We start from the raw sequence: 18,604 nt of genomic DNA on the forward strand, positions 1-18,604 counted from the left end.
CGGCGGTGAAAAAAAGTCCAAAAAAATCGTGGGCAGCGTGTTTCGGGTGTTTCAGCGTGGTAGAACACGCTTTTTGTCGGGTGGTTTGAGCGTGAAATTTCCCGTTTCATGAGGTCTATGCCAAACTAACCCCTATATATACAAGGTGAAAACTATCTAATGGCCGATTGGCAGTCCCTCGATCCCGAGGCCGCTCGTGAAGCGGAAAAATACGAAAACCCTATTCCCAGCCGCGAGCTGATCTTGCAGCACCTTGCCGAGCGCGGTTCGCCGGCCAGTCGCGAGCAACTGGTCGAAGAATTCGGCCTGACCACCGAAGACCAATTCGAGGCTCTGCGCCGTCGCCTTCGTGCGATGGAACGCGACGCCCAATTGATCTACACACGTCGCGGCACCTACGCGCCGGTTGATAAGCTGGACCTGATTCTGGGTCGCATATCCGGCCATCGCGACGGCTTCGGCTTTCTGGTCCCTGATGATGGTTCCGATGACCTGTTCATGAGCCCGGCGCAAATGCGCCTGGTGTTCGACGGTGATCGTGCGCTGGCGCGGGTTTCCGGTCTTGATCGCCGGGGTCGTCGTGAAGGCGTGATCGTCGAAGTGATCTCGCGAGCGCACGAAACCATCGTGGGTCGCTATTTCGAAGAAAGCGGCATTGGCTTCGTTGTTCCGGATAATCCGAAAATCCAGCAGGAAGTGCTGGTCACGCCGGGCCGTAACAACAGCGCCAAGATCGGCCAGTTCGTAGAGGTGAAAATCACCCACTGGCCAACCCCGCGCTTCCAGCCGCAAGGTGACGTGGTCGAAGTGGTTGGCAACTACATGGCGCCGGGCATGGAAATCGACGTCGCGCTGCGCACGTACGACATCCCGCACGTATGGCCTGAAGCCGTCCTCAAGGAGGCTGCCAAGCTCAAGCCGGAAGTCGAAGATAAGGACAAGGAAAACCGCGTCGACTTGCGCCACTTGCCTTTCGTGACCATCGATGGCGAAGACGCTCGCGACTTCGACGATGCGGTTTATTGTGAAGCCAAGCCGGGCAAACTGCGGTTGTTCTCTGGCGGCTGGAAGCTCTACGTGGCAATTGCTGACGTATCGAGCTACGTGAAGATCGGCTCGGCGCTGGATGCTGAATCTCAGGTGCGTGGCAACTCGGTGTACTTCCCCGAGCGCGTCGTACCGATGCTGCCGGAGCAATTGTCCAACGGCCTTTGCTCGTTGAACCCGCATGTCGATCGTCTGGCCATGGTCTGCGAGATGACTATCTCCAAGACCGGCGAGATGACCGATTATGTCTTCTACGAAGGCATCATCCATTCCCATGCCCGCCTGACCTACAACAAGGTCAGCACGATCCTGGAACAGCCGAAAACCGCCGAAGCGAAGAGCTTGCGTGGTGAATACGGCGATGTGGTCCCGCACCTCAAGCAGCTTTATGCCATGTACAAGGTGCTGCTGGGTGCGCGTCATGTGCGTGGTGCGATCGATTTCGAAACTCAGGAAACCCGGATCATCTTCGGTTCCGAGCGCAAGATTGCCGAAATCCGTCCGACTACCCGCAACGATGCTCACAAGCTGATCGAAGAGTGCATGCTGGCCGCCAACGTGGCCACCGCGCAGTTCCTGAAGAAGCATGAAATTCCTGCGTTGTACCGCGTTCACGACGGTCCGCCGCCTGAGCGTCTGGAAAAACTCCGCGCGTTCCTCGGTGAGTTGGGTCTGACCTTGCACAAAGGCAAGGAAGGCCCTACGCCGAAGGACTATCAGGCGCTGCTCGAGACTGTTCGTGATCGCCCGGACTACCACCTGATTCAGACCGTGATGCTGCGTTCGTTGAGCCAGGCGGTGTACAGCTCCGACAATAACGGCCACTTCGGTCTGAATTACGAAGCGTATACGCACTTCACGTCGCCGATCCGTCGTTATCCGGATCTGCTGACCCACCGTGCGATTCGCAGCGTCATCCGTTCCAAGCAGGATACCCCGCACGTCCGCCGTGCCGGTGCTGCAACGATCCCGAAAGCGCGCATCTATCCGTATGACGAAGCGCTGCTCGAACAATTGGGCGAACAGTGCTCGATGAGCGAGCGCCGTGCCGACGAAGCCACGCGTGATGTGGTCAACTGGCTCAAGTGCGAGTACATGAAAGATCGCGTCGGCGAGTCGTTCCCGGGCGTGATCACGGCCGTGACCGGCTTTGGTCTGTTCGTCGAGCTGACTGACATCTATGTCGAAGGTCTGGTCCACGTCACCGCTCTGCCGGGTGACTATTACCATTTCGATCCGCTGCATCACCGCCTTGCCGGCGAGCGCACCGGGCGTAATTTCCGCCTGGGCGACACCGTTGAAGTGCGTGTCATGCGTGTCGATCTGGATGAGCGCAAGATCGACTTTGAAATTTCCGAGACCGCAGCAGCGGCAACTCCGGTCGGTCGCAAGCGTCGGGGTCATGACACTGCGCCACCTGCTGCAGCCACCGCTGAAAAAGCCAAGGCGCCTGCCGCCAAGTCAGGTCGCAGCAAGTCTTCGGCCAAGGAGACCGGTTCCGAAGCGTATCGCCCAGGCGATGCGGCGGCGAAAAACGCAGAAGTGCGTAAAAGTCGCGAACTGAAAAAAGCGCTTTTGGCTGACGCAAAGGGTGGTAGCAAGACGTCGTCGGGAAAGTCTGACAGGTCGGGTTCTGCGCCTTCATCGGACAAACCGGCCAGCAAGCACCGTAAAGGTCCGTCGAAGACGGGCTCCGCGCCGGCTGCAAAAAGCAGTGGCGCTCGTAAACCCAAGGCCAAGTCATGAGTCAGCTGGAAAAAATCTACGGCGTGCACGCCGTAGAAGCTTTGCTTCGTCACCATCCGAAACGCGTCAAGCACATCTGGCTGGCCGAGGGTCGTAACGACCCTCGTGTTCAGACGCTGGTTGCGCTGGCGAGCGAGAATCGTGTGACCATCGGGCAGGCCGAGCGCCGTGAAATGGATGCTTGGGTCGAAGGTGTTCACCAAGGTGTAGTTGCCGACGTCAGCCCGAGTCAGGTCTGGGGCGAGGCGATGCTCGAAGAGCTGCTGGACCGAAGCGAAGGCCCGCCATTGTTGCTCGTGCTCGACGGCGTGACCGATCCGCATAATCTGGGCGCTTGCCTGCGCACTGCCGATGCGGCCGGTGCGCTGGCTGTTATCGTGCCCAAGGACAAGTCGGCAACCTTGACGCCTGCTGTGCGAAAAGTTGCCTGCGGTGCGGCCGAAGTGATCCCGCTGGTGGCCGTGACCAACCTGGCGCGTACGCTGGAAAAGCTTCAGCAGCGCGGCTTGTGGGTGGTCGGTACGGCAGGCGAGGCCGAGGTCGAGCTGTATCAGCAGGATCTGACCGGCCCGACGATCATCATCATGGGCGCGGAAGGCAAGGGCATGCGTCGCCTGACCCGCGAGCACTGCGATTACCTGGTGCGCCTGCCGATGGCGGGCAGCGTCAGCAGCCTTAACGTGTCGGTCGCGACCGGTGTGTGTCTGTTCGAAGCGCTGCGTCAGCGCTCCGCGAAACGGAAGTCCTAAGTGGTTTAGCTGCACGCTGCAAGTGGAAAGCCTCAAGCCAGAAGCGGATTGTTTTTGCTTGCAGCTTTCCACTTGTGGCTTGCAACTGGCTTCCCTTTGTAGCTTTCCACTTGCAGCTTGCAGCTGCCTTCTCTACACTTGCGCCCCTTGCTGTCACGGCAGGCGCGAACGTGCCTGTCCCTGAGCAAGACCAACAGTGTCATTCACTCCTTGTCTGACCGCTATTTGAGCGGCAGGCTACAACCCGTAAGGAGCATTCATGCGTCATTACGAAATTATCTTTTTGGTCCACCCGGATCAAAGCGAGCAAGTCGGCGGCATGGTAGAGCGTTACACCAAGCTGATCGAAGAAGACGGCGGCAAAATCCACCGTCTGGAAGATTGGGGCCGTCGTCAACTGGCTTACGCAATCAACAATGTTCACAAGGCTCACTACGTGATGCTGAACGTTGAGTGCACTGGCAAGGCTCTGGCCGAGCTGGAAGACAACTTCCGTTACAACGATGCTGTGATCCGTAACCTGGTCATCCGTCGCGACGAAGCCGTAACTGGCCAGTCCGAGATGCTCAAGGCTGAAGAGAACCGCAGTGAGCGCCGTGAGCGTCGTGACCGTCCTGAGCACTCCGACAGCGCCGATGGCGATGACGGCGACAACAGCGACGTTAGCGATAACGCTGACGAGTAATCCACGGACCTTTTGAGGAGCCAATTACATGGCACGTTTCTTCCGTCGTCGTAAATTCTGCCGCTTCACCGCTGAAGACGTCAAAGAGATCGATTACAAAGATCTCAACACTCTGAAAGCCTACGTATCCGAGACCGGCAAAATCGTTCCAAGCCGTATCACAGGTACCAAAGCACGTTATCAGCGTCAGCTGGCCACCGCTATCAAGCGTGCCCGCTTCCTGGCCCTGCTGGCCTACACCGACAGCCACGGCCGCTGAGACCAGGTAGTCGACAAAACGTAACAAAGGATAAAAGCATGCGTGCCCTGGCTGAATTCATCATGCGCGGCCGTATGCAGGCCACTCTTGTAGTGGCTGGATGTGCGGCATTGCCGCTGTTGTTCTGGTTGAGTGCTGCCGCAGGGTGCCTTGTGCTCCTGCGACGCGGGTTCAGTGATGCCGTTGGTGTCCTGGCCTGGGCTCTGCTGCCGGCTTTGGTCTGGTGGTATTTCGGCGAACCTCGTACAGCCATGGTGCTGGCCGGTTCGCTGGGTTTGGCAATGGTTTTGCGTGCCAGCGAGTCCTGGGTCCGCGTGCTGCTGGTCAGCGTAGCGTTGGGTGTGGTGTATGCAGTCATTCTGGGCACGGTTTTTCGCGAACCTCTGGAAGCAATGTCGCAGGAGTTGCAGAAACATCTGCCGACAATGCTGGCCGGGCTCTACGAGCAGATGAACGTAGAAGAGCGAGCGCGCCTGGGAGCACTGATTGCCCCTGTCCTGAATGGCCTGATAGCGGCTGTGTTGCAAATCGTCAGTGTGTTGTGCCTGCTTCTTGGGCGGTACTGGCAAGCGATGTTGTACAACCCTGGCGGTTTCGGGCGTGAATTTCGCGCCGTGAAGCTTCCGCTGGTGGCTGCGTTGGTGCTTTTGGTGTGCATGCTGGTGGGGCCGAATTTCGGTCCGCAGATAGCGATGCTGACACCGCTGTGCAGCGTACCGCTGGTGTTCGCCGGGCTGGCTCTGATTCACGGTCTGGTTGCTGAAAAGCGCCTGTCCCGTTTCTGGCTGGTAGGGATGTACATAACGCTGCTGGTGTTCATGCAGCTGATTTATCCGTTGCTCGTGGTAATTGCCATTGTCGACAGCCTGATTGATTTTCGCGGTCGCCGGGGTTCGAAAGATTCCGGCAATGGTCCTGCGAACGGTGAAGGTTAAAAGTTAAGAGGATTTCCACATGCAACTGATCCTTCTGGAAAAAGTCGCCAACCTGGGCAACCTGGGCGACAAAGTAAACGTTAAGGCCGGTTACGGTCGTAACTACCTGCTGCCTTACGGCAAAGCAACCGGTGCAACCGCTGCCAACGTGGCTGCGTTTGAAGAGCGTCGTGCCGAGCTGGAAAAACTGGCTGCAGACAAGAAAGCATCTGCCGAAACTCGCGCTGCGCAACTGGCTGAGCTGGAAGTGACTATCACTGCCACCGCTGGCGACGAAGGCAAGCTGTTCGGTTCGATCGGTACTCACGACATCGCTGATGCACTGACCGCCTCTGGCGTTGAAGTTGCAAAAAGCGAAGTTCGTCTGCCGAACGGCACTATCCGCAACGTTGGCGAATTCGACGTAGCCGTGCACCTGCACAGCGACGTAGAAGCGACCGTACGCGTTGTCGTAGTGGCTGCTTAAGCAATACTGAATCGTCTGGCGGCATTGTCGTCAGAGGATTAACATCGGGCACGATCCTGTTTACAGGTCGTGCCCTTTGTCTTTGTGCCATCCCCATTCTGCAAACCCCGAATTAAAGTGGCCATGAACGATATATCCGCCCCCAAGCAATACGATCTGCAAACCGCTGCCCTCAAGGTGCCGCCACACTCCATCGAGGCCGAACAGGCGGTACTCGGTGGCTTGATGCTGGACAACAACGCCTGGGAGCGCGTGCTCGATCAAGTCTCGGATGGTGATTTCTATCGACATGACCACCGCCTGATTTTCCGCGCCATTGCCCGGCTGGCCGATCAGAACAGCCCGATCGACGTGGTCACTCTGGCCGAGCAATTGGACAAGGAAGGGCAGACCTCGCAGGTCGGTGGCCTGGGCTATCTCAGCGAGCTGGCAAAAAACACGCCGTCCGTGGCCAACATCAAGGCCTACGCGCAGATCGTCCGTGCGCGGGCCACGCTTCGCCAACTGATCGGCATCAGTACCGAAATCGCTGACAGTGCGTTCAACCCGGAAGGACGAACCGCCGAAGAGATTCTCGACGAAGCCGAACGGCAGATCTTTCAGATTGCCGAAGCGCGGCCCAAGACCGGCGGCCCGGTCAGCGTCAACGACCTGCTGACCAAAGCCATCGACCGCATCGACACCCTGTTCAACAGCGACAATGCCATCACCGGCCTGTCCACCGGCTACACCGACCTGGACGAAAAAACCAGCGGCCTGCAGCCGTCCGATCTGATCATCGTCGCCGGTCGTCCGTCGATGGGTAAAACCACCTTCGCCATGAACCTGGTCGAAAACGCGGTGTTACGCAGCGACAAGGTGGTTCTGGTCTACTCGCTGGAAATGCCAGGCGAATCGCTGATCATGCGTATGCTTTCGTCGCTCGGTCGTATCGACCAGACCAAAGTGCGCGCCGGTCGTCTGGACGATGATGACTGGCCGCGTCTGACGTCAGCGGTCAATCTGCTCAATGACCGCAAGCTGTTCATCGACGACACTGCGGGCATCAGCCCTTCGGAAATGCGCGCGCGCACCCGGCGGATCGTTCGTGAGCATGGCGAAATCGCCATGATCATGATCGACTACCTGCAATTGATGCAGATTCCGGGTTCCAGCGGCGATAACCGGACCAACGAGATTTCCGAGATTTCCCGCTCGTTGAAAGCGCTGGCCAAAGAATTCAACTGCCCGGTCATTGCGCTGTCGCAGCTAAACCGCTCGCTGGAGCAGCGCCCGAACAAACGCCCGATCAACTCCGACTTGCGGGAGTCCGGAGCGATCGAGCAGGATGCCGACGTCATCATGTTCGTCTACCGGGACGAGGTGTATCACCCGGAAACCGAGCACAAGGGCATTGCCGAGATCATCATCGGCAAGCAGCGTAACGGCCCCATCGGCACCACGCGCCTGGCGTTCATCGGCAAATACACGCGCTTCGAGAACCTGGCACCCGGCAGTTACAACTTCGACGAAGATTGATCTCGCTGTGATCCAGTCAAATCCGACCGCTCCCGTCGGATTTGATCAAAAAATGTGCTATATTCCGCGCCCGCGATTTTTCCACCGTGCAAACGCAGGTCCTGAACATGCAATCAGCCAAGCCGTTATTTGACTATCCCAAGTACTGGGCCGAATGTTTCGGACCAGCACCTTTCCTGCCGATGAGCCGGGAAGAGATGGATCTGCTTGGCTGGGATTCCTGCGACATCATCATTGTCACCGGTGATGCGTACGTCGATCACCCGTCTTTCGGCATGGCAATCATCGGCCGTCTGCTTGAGTCACAGGGCTTTCGGGTCGGGATCATCGCGCAGCCCAACTGGCAGTCCAAAGACGACTTCATGAAGCTCGGCGAGCCGAACCTGTTTTTCGGTGTCGCTGCCGGCAACATGGACTCGATGATCAACCGCTACACCGCCGACAAGAAAATCCGCTCCGACGACGCCTACACGCCCGGCGGCATGGCCGGCAAGCGTCCGGACCGCGCGAGTCTGGTCTACAGCCAGCGCTGCAAGGAAGCCTACAAGCATGTGCCAATCGTGCTCGGCGGCATCGAAGCCTCGCTGCGCCGCATCGCGCACTATGACTACTGGCAGGACAAGATTCGCAACTCGATCCTGATCGACGCCTGCGCCGACATCCTGCTCTACGGCAACGCCGAGCGGGCCATTGTCGAAGTCGCCCAGCGTCTGTCCTATGGCCACAAGATCGAAGACATCACCGATGTGCGCGGCACCGCGTTCATCCGTCGCGATACGCCGCAAGGCTGGTATGAAGTCGACTCGACGCGCATCGATCGTCCGGGCAAGGTCGACAAGATCATCAACCCGTACGTCAACACCCAGGACACCCAAGCCTGCGCCATCGAGCAGGAAAAAGGCAACGTCGAAGACCCGAACGAAGCCAAGGTAGTGCAGATTCTTGCCAGCCCGCGCATGACCCGTGACAAGACGGTCATCCGCCTGCCATCGGTAGAAAAGGTTCGTAACGATGCTGTGCTGTATGCCCACGCCAACCGCGTGTTGCACCTGGAAACCAATCCGGGCAACGCCCGTGCATTGGTGCAGAAGCATGGTGACGTCGACGTCTGGTTCAACCCGCCGCCGATTCCGATGACTACTGATGAAATGGACTACGTGTTCGGCATGCCTTACGCACGCGTTCCGCATCCGTCTTATGGCAAGGAAAAGATTCCTGCTTACGACATGATCCGTTTCTCGGTCAACATCATGCGTGGCTGTTTCGGCGGCTGCACGTTCTGCTCCATTACCGAGCACGAAGGCCGGATCATCCAGAACCGTTCCGAAGAGTCGATCATTCGCGAAATCGAAGAGATCCGCGATAAAGTGCCTGGCTTTACCGGCGTTATCTCCGACCTGGGCGGGCCGACGGCGAACATGTACCGTATCGCCTGCAAAAGCCCGGAAATCGAGTCGGCCTGCCGCAAGCCGTCGTGTGTATTTCCAGGCATCTGCCCGAACCTGAACACCGATCACTCGTCGCTGATTCAGCTGTATCGCAGTGCCCGCGCATTACCGGGCGTGAAGAAGATCCTCATCGCTTCCGGCCTGCGCTACGACCTCGCCGTCGAGTCGCCGGAATACGTCAAGGAGTTGGTGACGCACCATGTTGGCGGCTACCTGAAGATTGCCCCGGAACACACCGAGGAAGGTCCGCTCAACCAGATGATGAAGCCGGGCATTGGCAGCTATGACAAGTTCAAGCGCATGTTCGAGAAGTACACCAAGGAAGCGGGCAAGGAGCAGTACCTGATTCCTTACTTCATCGCCGCCCACCCGGGCACGACAGATGAAGACATGATGAACCTCGCGCTGTGGCTCAAGGGCAACGGTTTCCGTGCGGATCAGGTGCAGGCGTTCTATCCGTCGCCGATGGCAACGGCCACCGCCATGTATCACTCGGGCAAGAACCCGCTGCGCAAGGTCACTTACAAGAGTGACGCCGTCACAATTGTGAAAAGCGAAGAGCAACGTCGCCTGCACAAGGCCTTCTTGCGCTATCACGATCCGAAAGGCTGGCCGATGCTGCGTGAAGCGCTGGAGCGTATGGGTCGTGCCGACCTGATCGGGCCGGGCAAGGACCAACTGATTCCGTTGCATCAGCCTGCTACTGACACTTATCAGAGTGCCCGTCGCAAGAACTCGACGCCCGCCGGTAGCCACAAGGTGGGGAAGACCACGCTGATCCAGACCCAACACACCGGCCTGCCGCCGCGCGGAAGCGACGGCAGCAAGCCGTGGGACAAGCGCGAAGAGGCCAAGGCCGCGGCAATGGCGCGCAACAAACAGGCCGCCAAAGAACGCATGGACGCAGCCAAAGGCAAGGGCCCCAAACCGGCGAAGCGCAAGCCGGTGGTGCCACGCTAACCCGGGGAGTTCTGAGCAGATGCAGAGCGTCGCACGATAATTGAGATTATCGTTCCGCACGCTCCAGCGTCGGAATGCATTGCGTGGCGCTCCGCGTCACAAATCTGCGCCACGCCACGGACCCGAGATCGGACGCAGAGCGTCCAGAACAGCATGCGACGCGGAGCGTCGCACGATAGTTGAAAACCCGCCTGCAACGCGCCGGATGCGTATCCAGACGGCTTCACAATTCTTCACCCCCCCACGCAATCCCTCTGCCACACTGTCTGCCTTATTACTGTGCGACCCTTGCACTGTTCGCTCCGGCTGGCACACTTTTGGTGCCGCGTCTGATCGGGCGGGCAATGCCGATGTCGTTGGCGCATGACTTTGACCGGATGGCATAAGTCTTGCGCGGCTCAATTACCGTTCAGGCTCGCAGGAGGCACGCCGTGTCGATTCATATTGCCTTGCACCACGTCACGCATTACCGCTACGAACGCGCGGTCGAACTGGGTCCTCAGATCGTTCGTCTGCGCCCGGCCGCCCATAGCCGCACCCGCGTGCTGTCTTATTCGCTTAAAGTTTTGCCTGAAAACCACTTCATCAACTGGCAGCAGGACCCTCAGGGTAATTACCTGGCGCGCCTGGTTTTTCCGGAAAAGACCGACGAGTTTCGCGTCGAAGTTGATCTGGTCGCCGAAATGGCGGTGTTCAACCCGTTCGACTTCTTTCTGGAACCCTACGCCGAAAACATTCCCTTCACGTACGCCAGCGAAGAGCAGCGTGAGCTTGCCCCGTATCTCGAAAAGCTGCCGCTGACGCCGAGGTTTCAGGCCTATCTGGACAGCATCAGTCGCGAGCCGATCCCGGCTATCGATTTTCTGGTTGGCCTCAACCAGCGTCTGAGCCAGGACGTGGCTTACCTGATCCGCATGGAACCGGGCGTTCAGACCCCGGAGTTCACGCTGGAAAACGCCTCGGGCTCCTGCCGCGATTCGGCTTGGCTGCTGGTGCAGCTGCTGCGCCATCTCGGCATGGCCGCACGTTTCGTGTCGGGTTATCTGATCCAGCTCAAGGCTGATGTCGAAGCGCTGGACGGGCCTTCCGGCACCGACGTCGATTTCACCGACCTGCACGCCTGGTGCGAGGTGTATTTGCCGGGCGCGGGCTGGGTCGGGCTGGATGCCACTTCCGGGCTGTTCGCAGGCGAAGGGCACATTCCGCTGGCGTGCAGCCCCGAACCGTCTTCGGCCGCGCCGATCAGCGGGTTGGTCGAGCCGTGCGAAACCGAATTCAGCCACGAAATGTCGGTCGAGCGCATTTGGGAGGCGCCCCGCGTCACCAAGCCCTACACCGAAGAACAATGGCAGGACATTCAGGCCCTCGGTCGGCAGATTGACGCCGATTTGCTGCGCGACGATGTGCGCCTGACCATGGGCGGTGAGCCGACATTCGTGTCCATCGATGATCGCGATGGCGCCGAGTGGAACACCGCTGCGTTGGGCCCTCGCAAGCGCGAACTGTCCGCCGAGCTGTTCCAGCGCATGCGCGCGCATTACGCGCCGCTGGGCATCGTGCATTTCGGGCAGGGCAAATGGTACCCGGGCGAGCAATTGCCGCGCTGGTCGCTGAACTGTTTCTGGCGTAAGGATGGCAAGCCGGTCTGGCACAACAACGCGCTGATCGCTGATGAAACGCAGGACTATGGCGCGACCGGCGAACTGGCCGGGCGCTTCCTCGCCAGTGTTGCCGAACGCTTGAAGCTGCCTGGCCGCTTCGTGTTTCCGGCCTACGAAGACAACTTCTACTACCTGTGGCGCGAAGGTGCGCTGCCGGTCAACGTGACCGCCGAAGATTCGCGATTGGGTGATGAGCTGGAGCGTGCGCGTCTGCGCAAGGTCTTCGCGCAAGGTCTGGACAAGATGATTGGCCAGGTGCTGCCGCTGGCCCGCAGCGCAAAAGGTGATAGCTGGCAGAGTGGGCGCTGGTACCTGCGTGACGAACACTGCCGTCTGGTGCCCGGCGATTCGGCACTGGGTTACCGACTGCCGCTGGCCTCGCAGCCGTGGGTCAAGGCGGCGGAGTATCCGTTCATCCATCCGACCGATCACAATCAGGACTTCCCTGAGCTGGCCGACAGCGACTCGCTGACCGCGCAGCTCAAGGCCAGCGAAAGCGACGCCGAGCGTGCGCCGGAGCTTGATGAGTCCGCCGACTGGCTGACCCGCACCGCGCTGTGTGCCGAGGCGCGTGACGGGCGTCTGTACCTGTTCATGCCGCCGCTGCAAAAGCTGGAGGAATACCTTGAACTGGTGGCGGTGATCGAAGCGACCGCCGAAGAGCTGCAATGCCCGATCCTGCTGGAAGGCTACGAGCCGCCGAGCGATCCGCGCCTGTGCAACTTCCGCATTACGCCTGATCCGGGAGTGATCGAAGTCAACGTGCAGCCCTCTGCAAGCTGGGACGAACTGGTCGAACGCACCGAGTTTCTCTACGAGCAGGCGCGTCTCACGCGGCTGACCACCGAAAAATTCATGATCGACGGCCGGCACACCGGCACCGGCGGCGGCAACCACTTCGTGCTCGGCGGGGCGACACCGGCGGATTCGCCGTTCCTGCGTCGCCCGGACCTGCTGCGCAGCCTGCTCAGCTACTGGCACAACCATCCATCGCTGTCGTATCTGTTTTCCGGCTTGTTCATCGGCCCGACCTCGCAAGCACCGCGTATCGATGAGGCGCGCAACGACTCGCTCTACGAAATGGAAATCGCCTTCGCGCAAATGCCCGAGCCCGGCGAAGAAGTCGCGCCGTGGGTAGTCGACCGTCTGCTGCGCAACTTGCTGATCGATGTCACCGGCAACACCCATCGTGCCGAATTCTGCATCGACAAACTGTATTCGCCGGACGGCGCAACCGGGCGTCTGGGCCTGCTGGAGCTGCGCGCCTTCGAGATGCCGCCCCACGCGCGCATGAGTCTTGCCCAGCAATTGCTGCTGCGGGCGCTGGTCGCACGTTTCTGGCGTGAGCCCTACGCACCGGCCAAACTGGCGCGTTGGGGTACGCAGTTGCACGACCGCTTCATGCTGCCGCACTTCATCGAGCAGGATTTTGCCGACGTGGTGGCCGACCTCAACTCGGCGGGATATCCGGTCAAGGCTGACTGGTTTGCCGCGCACCTGGAGTTCCGCTTTCCTAAAGTCGGCGATTACGCGGTCAACGGCATCGAACTGGAGCTGCGTCAGGCACTGGAGCCTTGGCACGTGCTGGGTGAAGAAGGTTCGGCCGGGGGCGCGGTGCGCTACGTCGATTCATCGCTGGAGCGCTTGCAGGTGCATCTCACTGGCCTGCCACCGCAGCGCTATCTGCTGACCTGCAATGGCATCCCGGTGCCGTTGCAGCCCACTGGCCGGGTTGGCGAGTTTGTCGCGGGCGTGCGCTATCGCGCCTGGCAACCGGCCAACTGCCTGCAACCGACCATCGGTGTGCATGCGCCGCTGGTATTTGACCTGCTCGACACCTGGATGCAGCGCTCGCTGGGCGGCTGCGAGTATCATGTCGCCCATCCGGGTGGCCGCAATTACGAAACGTTACCGGTCAACGCCAACGAAGCGGAAAGCCGCCGTCTGTCACGTTTCTTCCGAATCGGCCACACACCCGGCAAACTGGACGTTCCATCGCTCAACATTAACGACGAGCTGCCGATGACGCTGGATATGCGTCTGCATTAAAAGAACAGTGGCTATGTGCGTCAGATGCACACGGATGTGACATCTGACTGCACCACTCTGAAGTCCTTACGTTGCCTGCCGAGCCTTCCATGCCTGACCTGCTTGACCGCTACCCGCTTTCCGAGGGTACCTACCACGAAATGCTCGACGCAGACGGAGCCGTTCGCCCGCACTGGCGTCGCCTGTACGAACACATGCAGCGCAGCACATCGGCGCAATTGATCCAGCGCCAGGCTCTGTTGACCCGCCAGCTTCAGGAAAACGGTGTCACCTACAACGTTTATGCCGACCCCAAAGGCGCAGATCGGCCGTGGGAGCTGGACCTGTTGCCGCACATTATTGCGGCGGATGAATGGCAACACGTCGCGGCAGGGATTGCCCAGCGTGCCCGACTGCTCAACGCCGTGCTCGCCGACCTGTATGGCCCGCAGACCCTGATCGCCAATGGCTTGTTGCCGGCTGAGCTGGTATTTGGCCATAACAACTTTCTGTGGCCGTGTCAGGGCATCAAACCGCCGGAAAATACCTTTCTGCACATGTACGCCGTGGACCTGGCGCGTACGCCCGATGGTCGCTGGTGGGTAACCGCCGACCGGACCCAGGCACCCTCGGGTGCTGGTTACGCGCTGGAGAATCGGCAAAGCGTCGCTCGCGCCTTGCCGGAAACCTTTCGCGATTTGCAGGTCAGGCATCTGTCGGGGTTTTTCGACACGCTGCAACAGACCCTGTCCCGTCAGGCGCCGACCAGCAGCGAAGCGCCGCTGGTGGTGCTGCTGACACCCGGGCGTTTCAACGAAAGTTATTTCGAGCACCTTTATCTGGCGCGGCAGTTGGGTTACCCGCTGGTTGAAGGCGGTGACCTGACAGTACGCGATGCGACCGTCTACCTGAAAACCCTCAGCGGTCTGCGTCGGGTTCACGCCATCATGCGGCGTCTGGACGATGACTTCTGCGATCCGCTGGAATTGCGTACCGACTCCGCGCTTGGCGTGCCAGGGCTGCTTGAAGCCGTGCGCCAGGGCAACGTGCTGGTTGCCAATGCACTGGGCAGCGGTGTGCTGGAATCGCCCGGCCTGTTGGGCTTTTTACCGAAAATCAGTCAATACCTGTTTGGCGAAGACCTGATTCTGCCGTCGGTGGCGACCTGGTGGTGTGGAGAACCGACCGTGCTGGCGCAAGCGCTGGAGAAACTGCCTGATCTGCTGATCAAGCCGGCGTTTCCCTCGCAGCATTTCGCCCCGGTGTTCGGTCGCGACCTTAGCGAAGAACAACGCAATGCACTCGCTCAGCGCATGCAGTCGCGGCCTTACGCCTACGTTGCGCAAGAACTGGCGCAGTTGTCCCACGCGCCGGTGCTACAGGCAGACGGCACCAGCCTGCAACCCCGCGCGATTGGCATGCGTGTCTACGCCGTGGCCAGTCGCGATGGCTATCGCGTGCTGCCGGGCGGCCTGACCCGAGTTGCTGCCGAAGCCGACGCCGACGTGGTCTCGATGCAGCGCGGTGGCGCGAGCAAGGATACGTGGGTGCTGGGCGAACGCTCGCACCTGGGCGAACCGTGGAAAGGCCAGCGCGCCTTGGGCGTGTATGACCTGATCCGCCGTGATCCTTATTTGCCCTCGCGAGTGGTGGAAAACCTGTTCTGGTTTGGCCGTTATTGTGAACGTTGCGAGGACAGCGCCCGTCTGTTGCGCATCATGTTGACGCGCTATGTCGATGACGATGATCCGCTCGCGCTGGAGGCCGCCGTCGCGCTGGCTGAAAGCTTGGGTATGTTGCCGGACGCGGAGGAGGGTGAAGAGCTGCGAGACCGTCTGCTGACGGCCCTGCTGGGCGATGAGTGGCCATTCAGCCTGCGCGCCAACCTGCAGCGCCTGCAATGGGCTGCCTCGCAAGTGCGCGGCAAGCTTTCAAGGGAAAACTGGCAGGCGCTGGTCGAATTGCAGCGTGAAGCCCTGAGTCTGGAAATCGAAGCGCCGGACTTTGGCGAACTGGTGGATTTTCTCAATCGTCTGGTGATGTCGCTGGCGGCGCTTTCCGGGTTTGCCATGGACGACATGACCCGCGACGAAGGCTGGAATTTCCTGATGATCGGGCGGCGTATCGAGCGCTTGAAGTTTCTCAGTTCCAGTCTGGCAGCGTTTCTGCGCGGCTCGGCCGTCTCCGAGAAGGCAGGGCTGGAGTGGTTGCTGGAGCTGGGCAACAGCAGCATCACCTATCGCTCACGCTACATGGCCGTACCGCACCTGATTCCGGTGCTGGACCTGTTGCTGCTCGATGAGCAGAACCCGCACGCGGTGCTGTTTCAGCTCAAGCTGGTGCAACGTTCGCTGCGCCGGCTGAACGATGAGTTCGATGCACCCCGCGACAACAGCCTTGTGGTACTGGCACAGCGTCTCGCCGGTTTCGATCTGGGCAGCCTGGAAAACCCGCTGTTCGGGCAGAGCAGCATCGACGCCGTGCTCGACGGTCTGGCCGATCTGCTGCAGAGCATTGCGGATTGCAGCGGGCAAGCGTCCGATCGTCTGGCGCTGCGCCATTTTGCTCACGTCGATGACGTCAGCCAACGCACGGTATCTGTCTGATGAGTGCTTTTTACCAGATTTTCCACGACACCCATTACAAGTACGACACCCCGGTGTCCCTGGCTCAGCAGCTGGCGCATCTGTGGCCGCGCAGCAGTCCGTGGCAGCGCTGCACTGAACAGGAACTGGAGATTTTCCCGACGCCTACTACGCGTCGCGATGAACTGGACGTGTTCGGCAACCCGCTGACCCGTCTGGCGTTCGAGCGTCCGCATGATGAGTTGCAGGTCAACGCCCGGCTGCGCGTCGAGGTGCTGGAACGGCCGTTTCTGGACTTCAATCTGTCGCCGGAATGGGAAGTGACCCGCAGTGCGTTGACCTACAGCGCCAAGCCGATGACCGAAGACATTCTGGACGCCTGCCGCTATCGCTTCGAATCGCCCTACGTGCACCTGAAGCGTTCGTTCGTCGAGTTTTCGCAAGCGTGTTTCCCCGCCGGTCGACCTTTGCTGCTCGGTGTGCAGGCCTTGATGGAGAAGATCTTCAGCGAATTCACGTTCGATGAAGAGGCGACGCAGGTCGCCACGCCGCTGGTGGAAGTGCTGGAACGCAAGCGCGGTGTCTGTCAAGACTTCGCCCACCTGATGCTGGCCTGCCTGCGCTCGCGCGGGCTGGCGGCGCGCTACGTGAGTGGCTATCTGCTGACCCAGCCCCCGCCGGGTCAACCACGGTTGATCGGTGCAGATGCGTCGCACGCCTGGGTGTCGGTGTTCTGTCCGGCCTCCGGCTGGGTCGATTTCGACCCGACCAACAATGTACAGCCTGCGCTGGAACACATCAGCCTGGCCTGGGGTCGCGACTTCTCTGATGTGTCGCCGTTGAGGGGCGTGATTCTGGGCGGCGGCACGCATGATCCCGAGGTTAGGGTAACGGTAATGCCTGTCAGCGCCTAATTACCTGACTTCGTGAATCGTTCTTCAACAGGGCGCTTGGCGCAAGCGCCCGAGGGACCATTTGACGCATGTCCCGGAACCCCGACCCTGATCGGGTACTCTCTTCTTACGTCAGTTTTTACGTTAATCTAATTCCCGCCCTGGAGATTCAAATGATTCGCAAGCTTGTAGCGATTTCGCTGTTGTCGTTGGCCAGTGGCCAGTTGTTGGCTGCCGAGTGCAGCGCCACAATCGATTCGACCGATCAGATGATGTATGACACCAAAGCCATCCAGATCGACAAGAGCTGCAAGGAATTCACCCTCAAATTGACCCACTCCGGCAGCTTGCCGAAGAACGTCATGGGGCATAACTGGGTACTGAGCAAAAAAGCCGACGCCGGCGCGATCACCACTGACGGCATGTCGGTTGGCATCGACAAAGACTATGTGAAACCGGACGACACCCGCGTCATCGCCCACACCAAAATCATCGGTGCCGGTGAAAACGACTCGGTAACGTTTGACGTATCGAAGCTCGATCCGACGGAGGAATATGAGTTCTTCTGCACCTTCCCGGGGCACATCAGCATGATGAAAGGCGCTGTGACGCTCAAGTAACGGCAGGTTTCCAGAGTAGGACGCAGAGCGTCCGGAACGGCATGCCGACGCGGAGCGTCGCACGATAGTTGAAGTGTCCGCCTGGACACCCGGACCGGGCGACGCTCCCACAGCCCCCCGCGCTCTACCTGAGGTCGAGCGCAGTCTCGTGTTACTCACGGCGCATACGGCAGTTCGCGCTTGTGCTGGGTCTTGGCGTAGGTTTCGCAAATGATCCGGAATGCTTCTTCACGCACGGGCTCGTCGTGCAGAAAGGCGTCGATTTCGGCGTAGGTCACGCCGTGCGAGGCTTCATCCGGTTTGCCGGGTGACAGGTCTTCCAGGTCCGCCGTCGGGACTTTTTCCACCAGGGATTCCGGTGCGCCGAAATGGCGAGCGATGGCGCGTACCTGGTTTTTCACCAGGCCACTGAGTGGGGCCAGGTCGCAGGCGCCGTCGCCGAATTTGGTGAAGAAACCCATGACCGCTTCGGCGGCGTGGTCAGTACCGATCACCAGCCCCTGATAAGCCCCGGCGACGGTGTACTGGGCGACCATGCGCATGCGCGCCTTGGTGTTGCCGAGCACAAAGTCCACAGCGCTGGCCGGCAGCCCGTCGAAGGCCTTTACCTCAGCAGCCAGCGCCTTGACGCTGGAGCCAATGTTGATGGTGTGGCGTTCGTCCGGCTCGATGAAATCCACTGAAGCCTGAGCCTCATGCTCGTCCGCTTGCACCACATAGGGCAGGCGCACGGCAATGAAACGGTAGCTGTCATCACCGGTGCTCGCGCGCAACTCCTTGACTGCGCGCTGTGCCAGCAGGCCTGCGGTCAGCGAGTCGACGCCGCCACTGATACCCAGCACCAGCGTCTTGAGGCGTGCGTTCTGCAGGCACTCCTTGATGAAATTGACGCGGCGGGCGACTTCGGCCTGCAACGCGTTCTGGTCCGCAAAAGGTGGCTGGACCTTGAGCTGTTCAGCAATCTGGCGCTGTACGGCGTGCATGATTCACTCCTCGTAAATAGG

13 protein-coding genes are annotated in these 18,604 nt (G+C 60.0%); 12 read left to right on the forward strand and 1 reads right to left on the reverse strand.

Annotated elements, in window-relative coordinates:
* Nucleotides 1-159: 159 nt before the first annotated feature.
* The 12 genes from rnr (at nucleotide 160) to azu (ending at nucleotide 17,600) form a co-directional block, all read left to right on the forward strand.
* Nucleotides 160-2,793: a ribonuclease R gene (gene rnr / locus BLT55_RS24495; protein ID WP_054999694.1), complete on the forward strand. Its 2,634-nt coding sequence runs from the start codon at nucleotides 160-162 to the stop codon at nucleotides 2,791-2,793.
* Nucleotides 2,790-3,542 carry a 23S rRNA (guanosine(2251)-2'-O)-methyltransferase RlmB gene (gene rlmB / locus BLT55_RS24500; RefSeq protein ID WP_007250998.1) on the forward strand — a complete coding sequence of 251 codons (753 nt, stop codon included), beginning with the start codon at nucleotides 2,790-2,792 and terminating at the stop codon, nucleotides 3,540-3,542. The genes rnr and rlmB overlap by 4 nt, the downstream gene beginning before the upstream one ends.
* A gap of 259 nt (nucleotides 3,543-3,801) precedes the next feature.
* Nucleotides 3,802-4,227 carry a 30S ribosomal protein S6 gene (gene rpsF, locus BLT55_RS24505; RefSeq protein WP_002551828.1) on the forward strand — a complete coding sequence of 142 codons (426 nt, stop codon included), beginning with the start codon at nucleotides 3,802-3,804 and terminating at the stop codon, nucleotides 4,225-4,227.
* Between the two features lie 28 nt (nucleotides 4,228-4,255).
* The gene (gene rpsR, locus BLT55_RS24510) at nucleotides 4,256-4,486 is read left to right on the forward strand and encodes a 30S ribosomal protein S18 (protein ID WP_002551829.1); all 231 of its coding nucleotides are present in this window, start codon (nucleotides 4,256-4,258) and stop codon (nucleotides 4,484-4,486) included.
* 38 nt (nucleotides 4,487-4,524) lie between these two features.
* Nucleotides 4,525-5,421, forward strand: coding sequence for a YybS family protein (locus BLT55_RS24515; protein WP_007250997.1), 897 nt, complete (start codon nucleotides 4,525-4,527; stop codon nucleotides 5,419-5,421).
* A 19-nt stretch (nucleotides 5,422-5,440) separates the two neighbouring features.
* A complete protein-coding gene (gene rplI, locus BLT55_RS24520; RefSeq protein ID WP_054999695.1) occupies nucleotides 5,441-5,887 on the forward strand; it encodes a 50S ribosomal protein L9 in 447 nt (148 codons plus the stop codon).
* Nucleotides 5,888-6,010: 123 nt separating this feature from the next.
* Nucleotides 6,011-7,405: a replicative DNA helicase gene (gene dnaB / locus BLT55_RS24525; protein WP_054999696.1), complete on the forward strand. Its 1,395-nt coding sequence runs from the start codon at nucleotides 6,011-6,013 to the stop codon at nucleotides 7,403-7,405.
* 107 nt (nucleotides 7,406-7,512) lie between these two features.
* On the forward strand, nucleotides 7,513-9,813 hold the full coding sequence (locus tag BLT55_RS24530; protein WP_054999697.1) for a YgiQ family radical SAM protein: 2,301 nt from the start codon (nucleotides 7,513-7,515) through the stop codon (nucleotides 9,811-9,813).
* Between the two features lie 431 nt (nucleotides 9,814-10,244).
* Nucleotides 10,245-13,523 carry a transglutaminase family protein gene (locus BLT55_RS24540; RefSeq protein WP_054999698.1) on the forward strand — a complete coding sequence of 1,093 codons (3,279 nt, stop codon included), beginning with the start codon at nucleotides 10,245-10,247 and terminating at the stop codon, nucleotides 13,521-13,523.
* Nucleotides 13,524-13,612: 89 nt separating this feature from the next.
* Nucleotides 13,613-16,108, forward strand: coding sequence for a circularly permuted type 2 ATP-grasp protein (locus BLT55_RS24545; protein WP_054999699.1), 2,496 nt, complete (start codon nucleotides 13,613-13,615; stop codon nucleotides 16,106-16,108).
* The gene (locus BLT55_RS24550) at nucleotides 16,108-17,001 is read left to right on the forward strand and encodes a transglutaminase family protein (RefSeq protein ID WP_054999700.1); all 894 of its coding nucleotides are present in this window, start codon (nucleotides 16,108-16,110) and stop codon (nucleotides 16,999-17,001) included. The genes BLT55_RS24545 and BLT55_RS24550 overlap by 1 nt, the downstream gene beginning before the upstream one ends.
* A 152-nt stretch (nucleotides 17,002-17,153) precedes the next feature.
* Nucleotides 17,154-17,600, forward strand: coding sequence for an azurin (azu, locus tag BLT55_RS24555; protein WP_054999701.1), 447 nt, complete (start codon nucleotides 17,154-17,156; stop codon nucleotides 17,598-17,600).
* A 155-nt stretch (nucleotides 17,601-17,755) separates the two neighbouring features.
* Here the strand turns inward: azu and nadE are convergent, their stop codons facing one another.
* Nucleotides 17,756-18,583 (reverse strand): ammonia-dependent NAD(+) synthetase, encoded by an 828-nt coding sequence (nadE, locus tag BLT55_RS24560; RefSeq protein WP_054999702.1) that lies wholly within the window; start codon nucleotides 18,581-18,583, stop codon nucleotides 17,756-17,758.
* Between the last annotated feature and the right edge of the window lie 21 nt (nucleotides 18,584-18,604).

Source organism: Pseudomonas cannabina (genome assembly GCF_900100365.1).
Lineage (GTDB): Bacteria > Pseudomonadota > Gammaproteobacteria > Pseudomonadales > Pseudomonadaceae > Aquipseudomonas > Aquipseudomonas cannabina.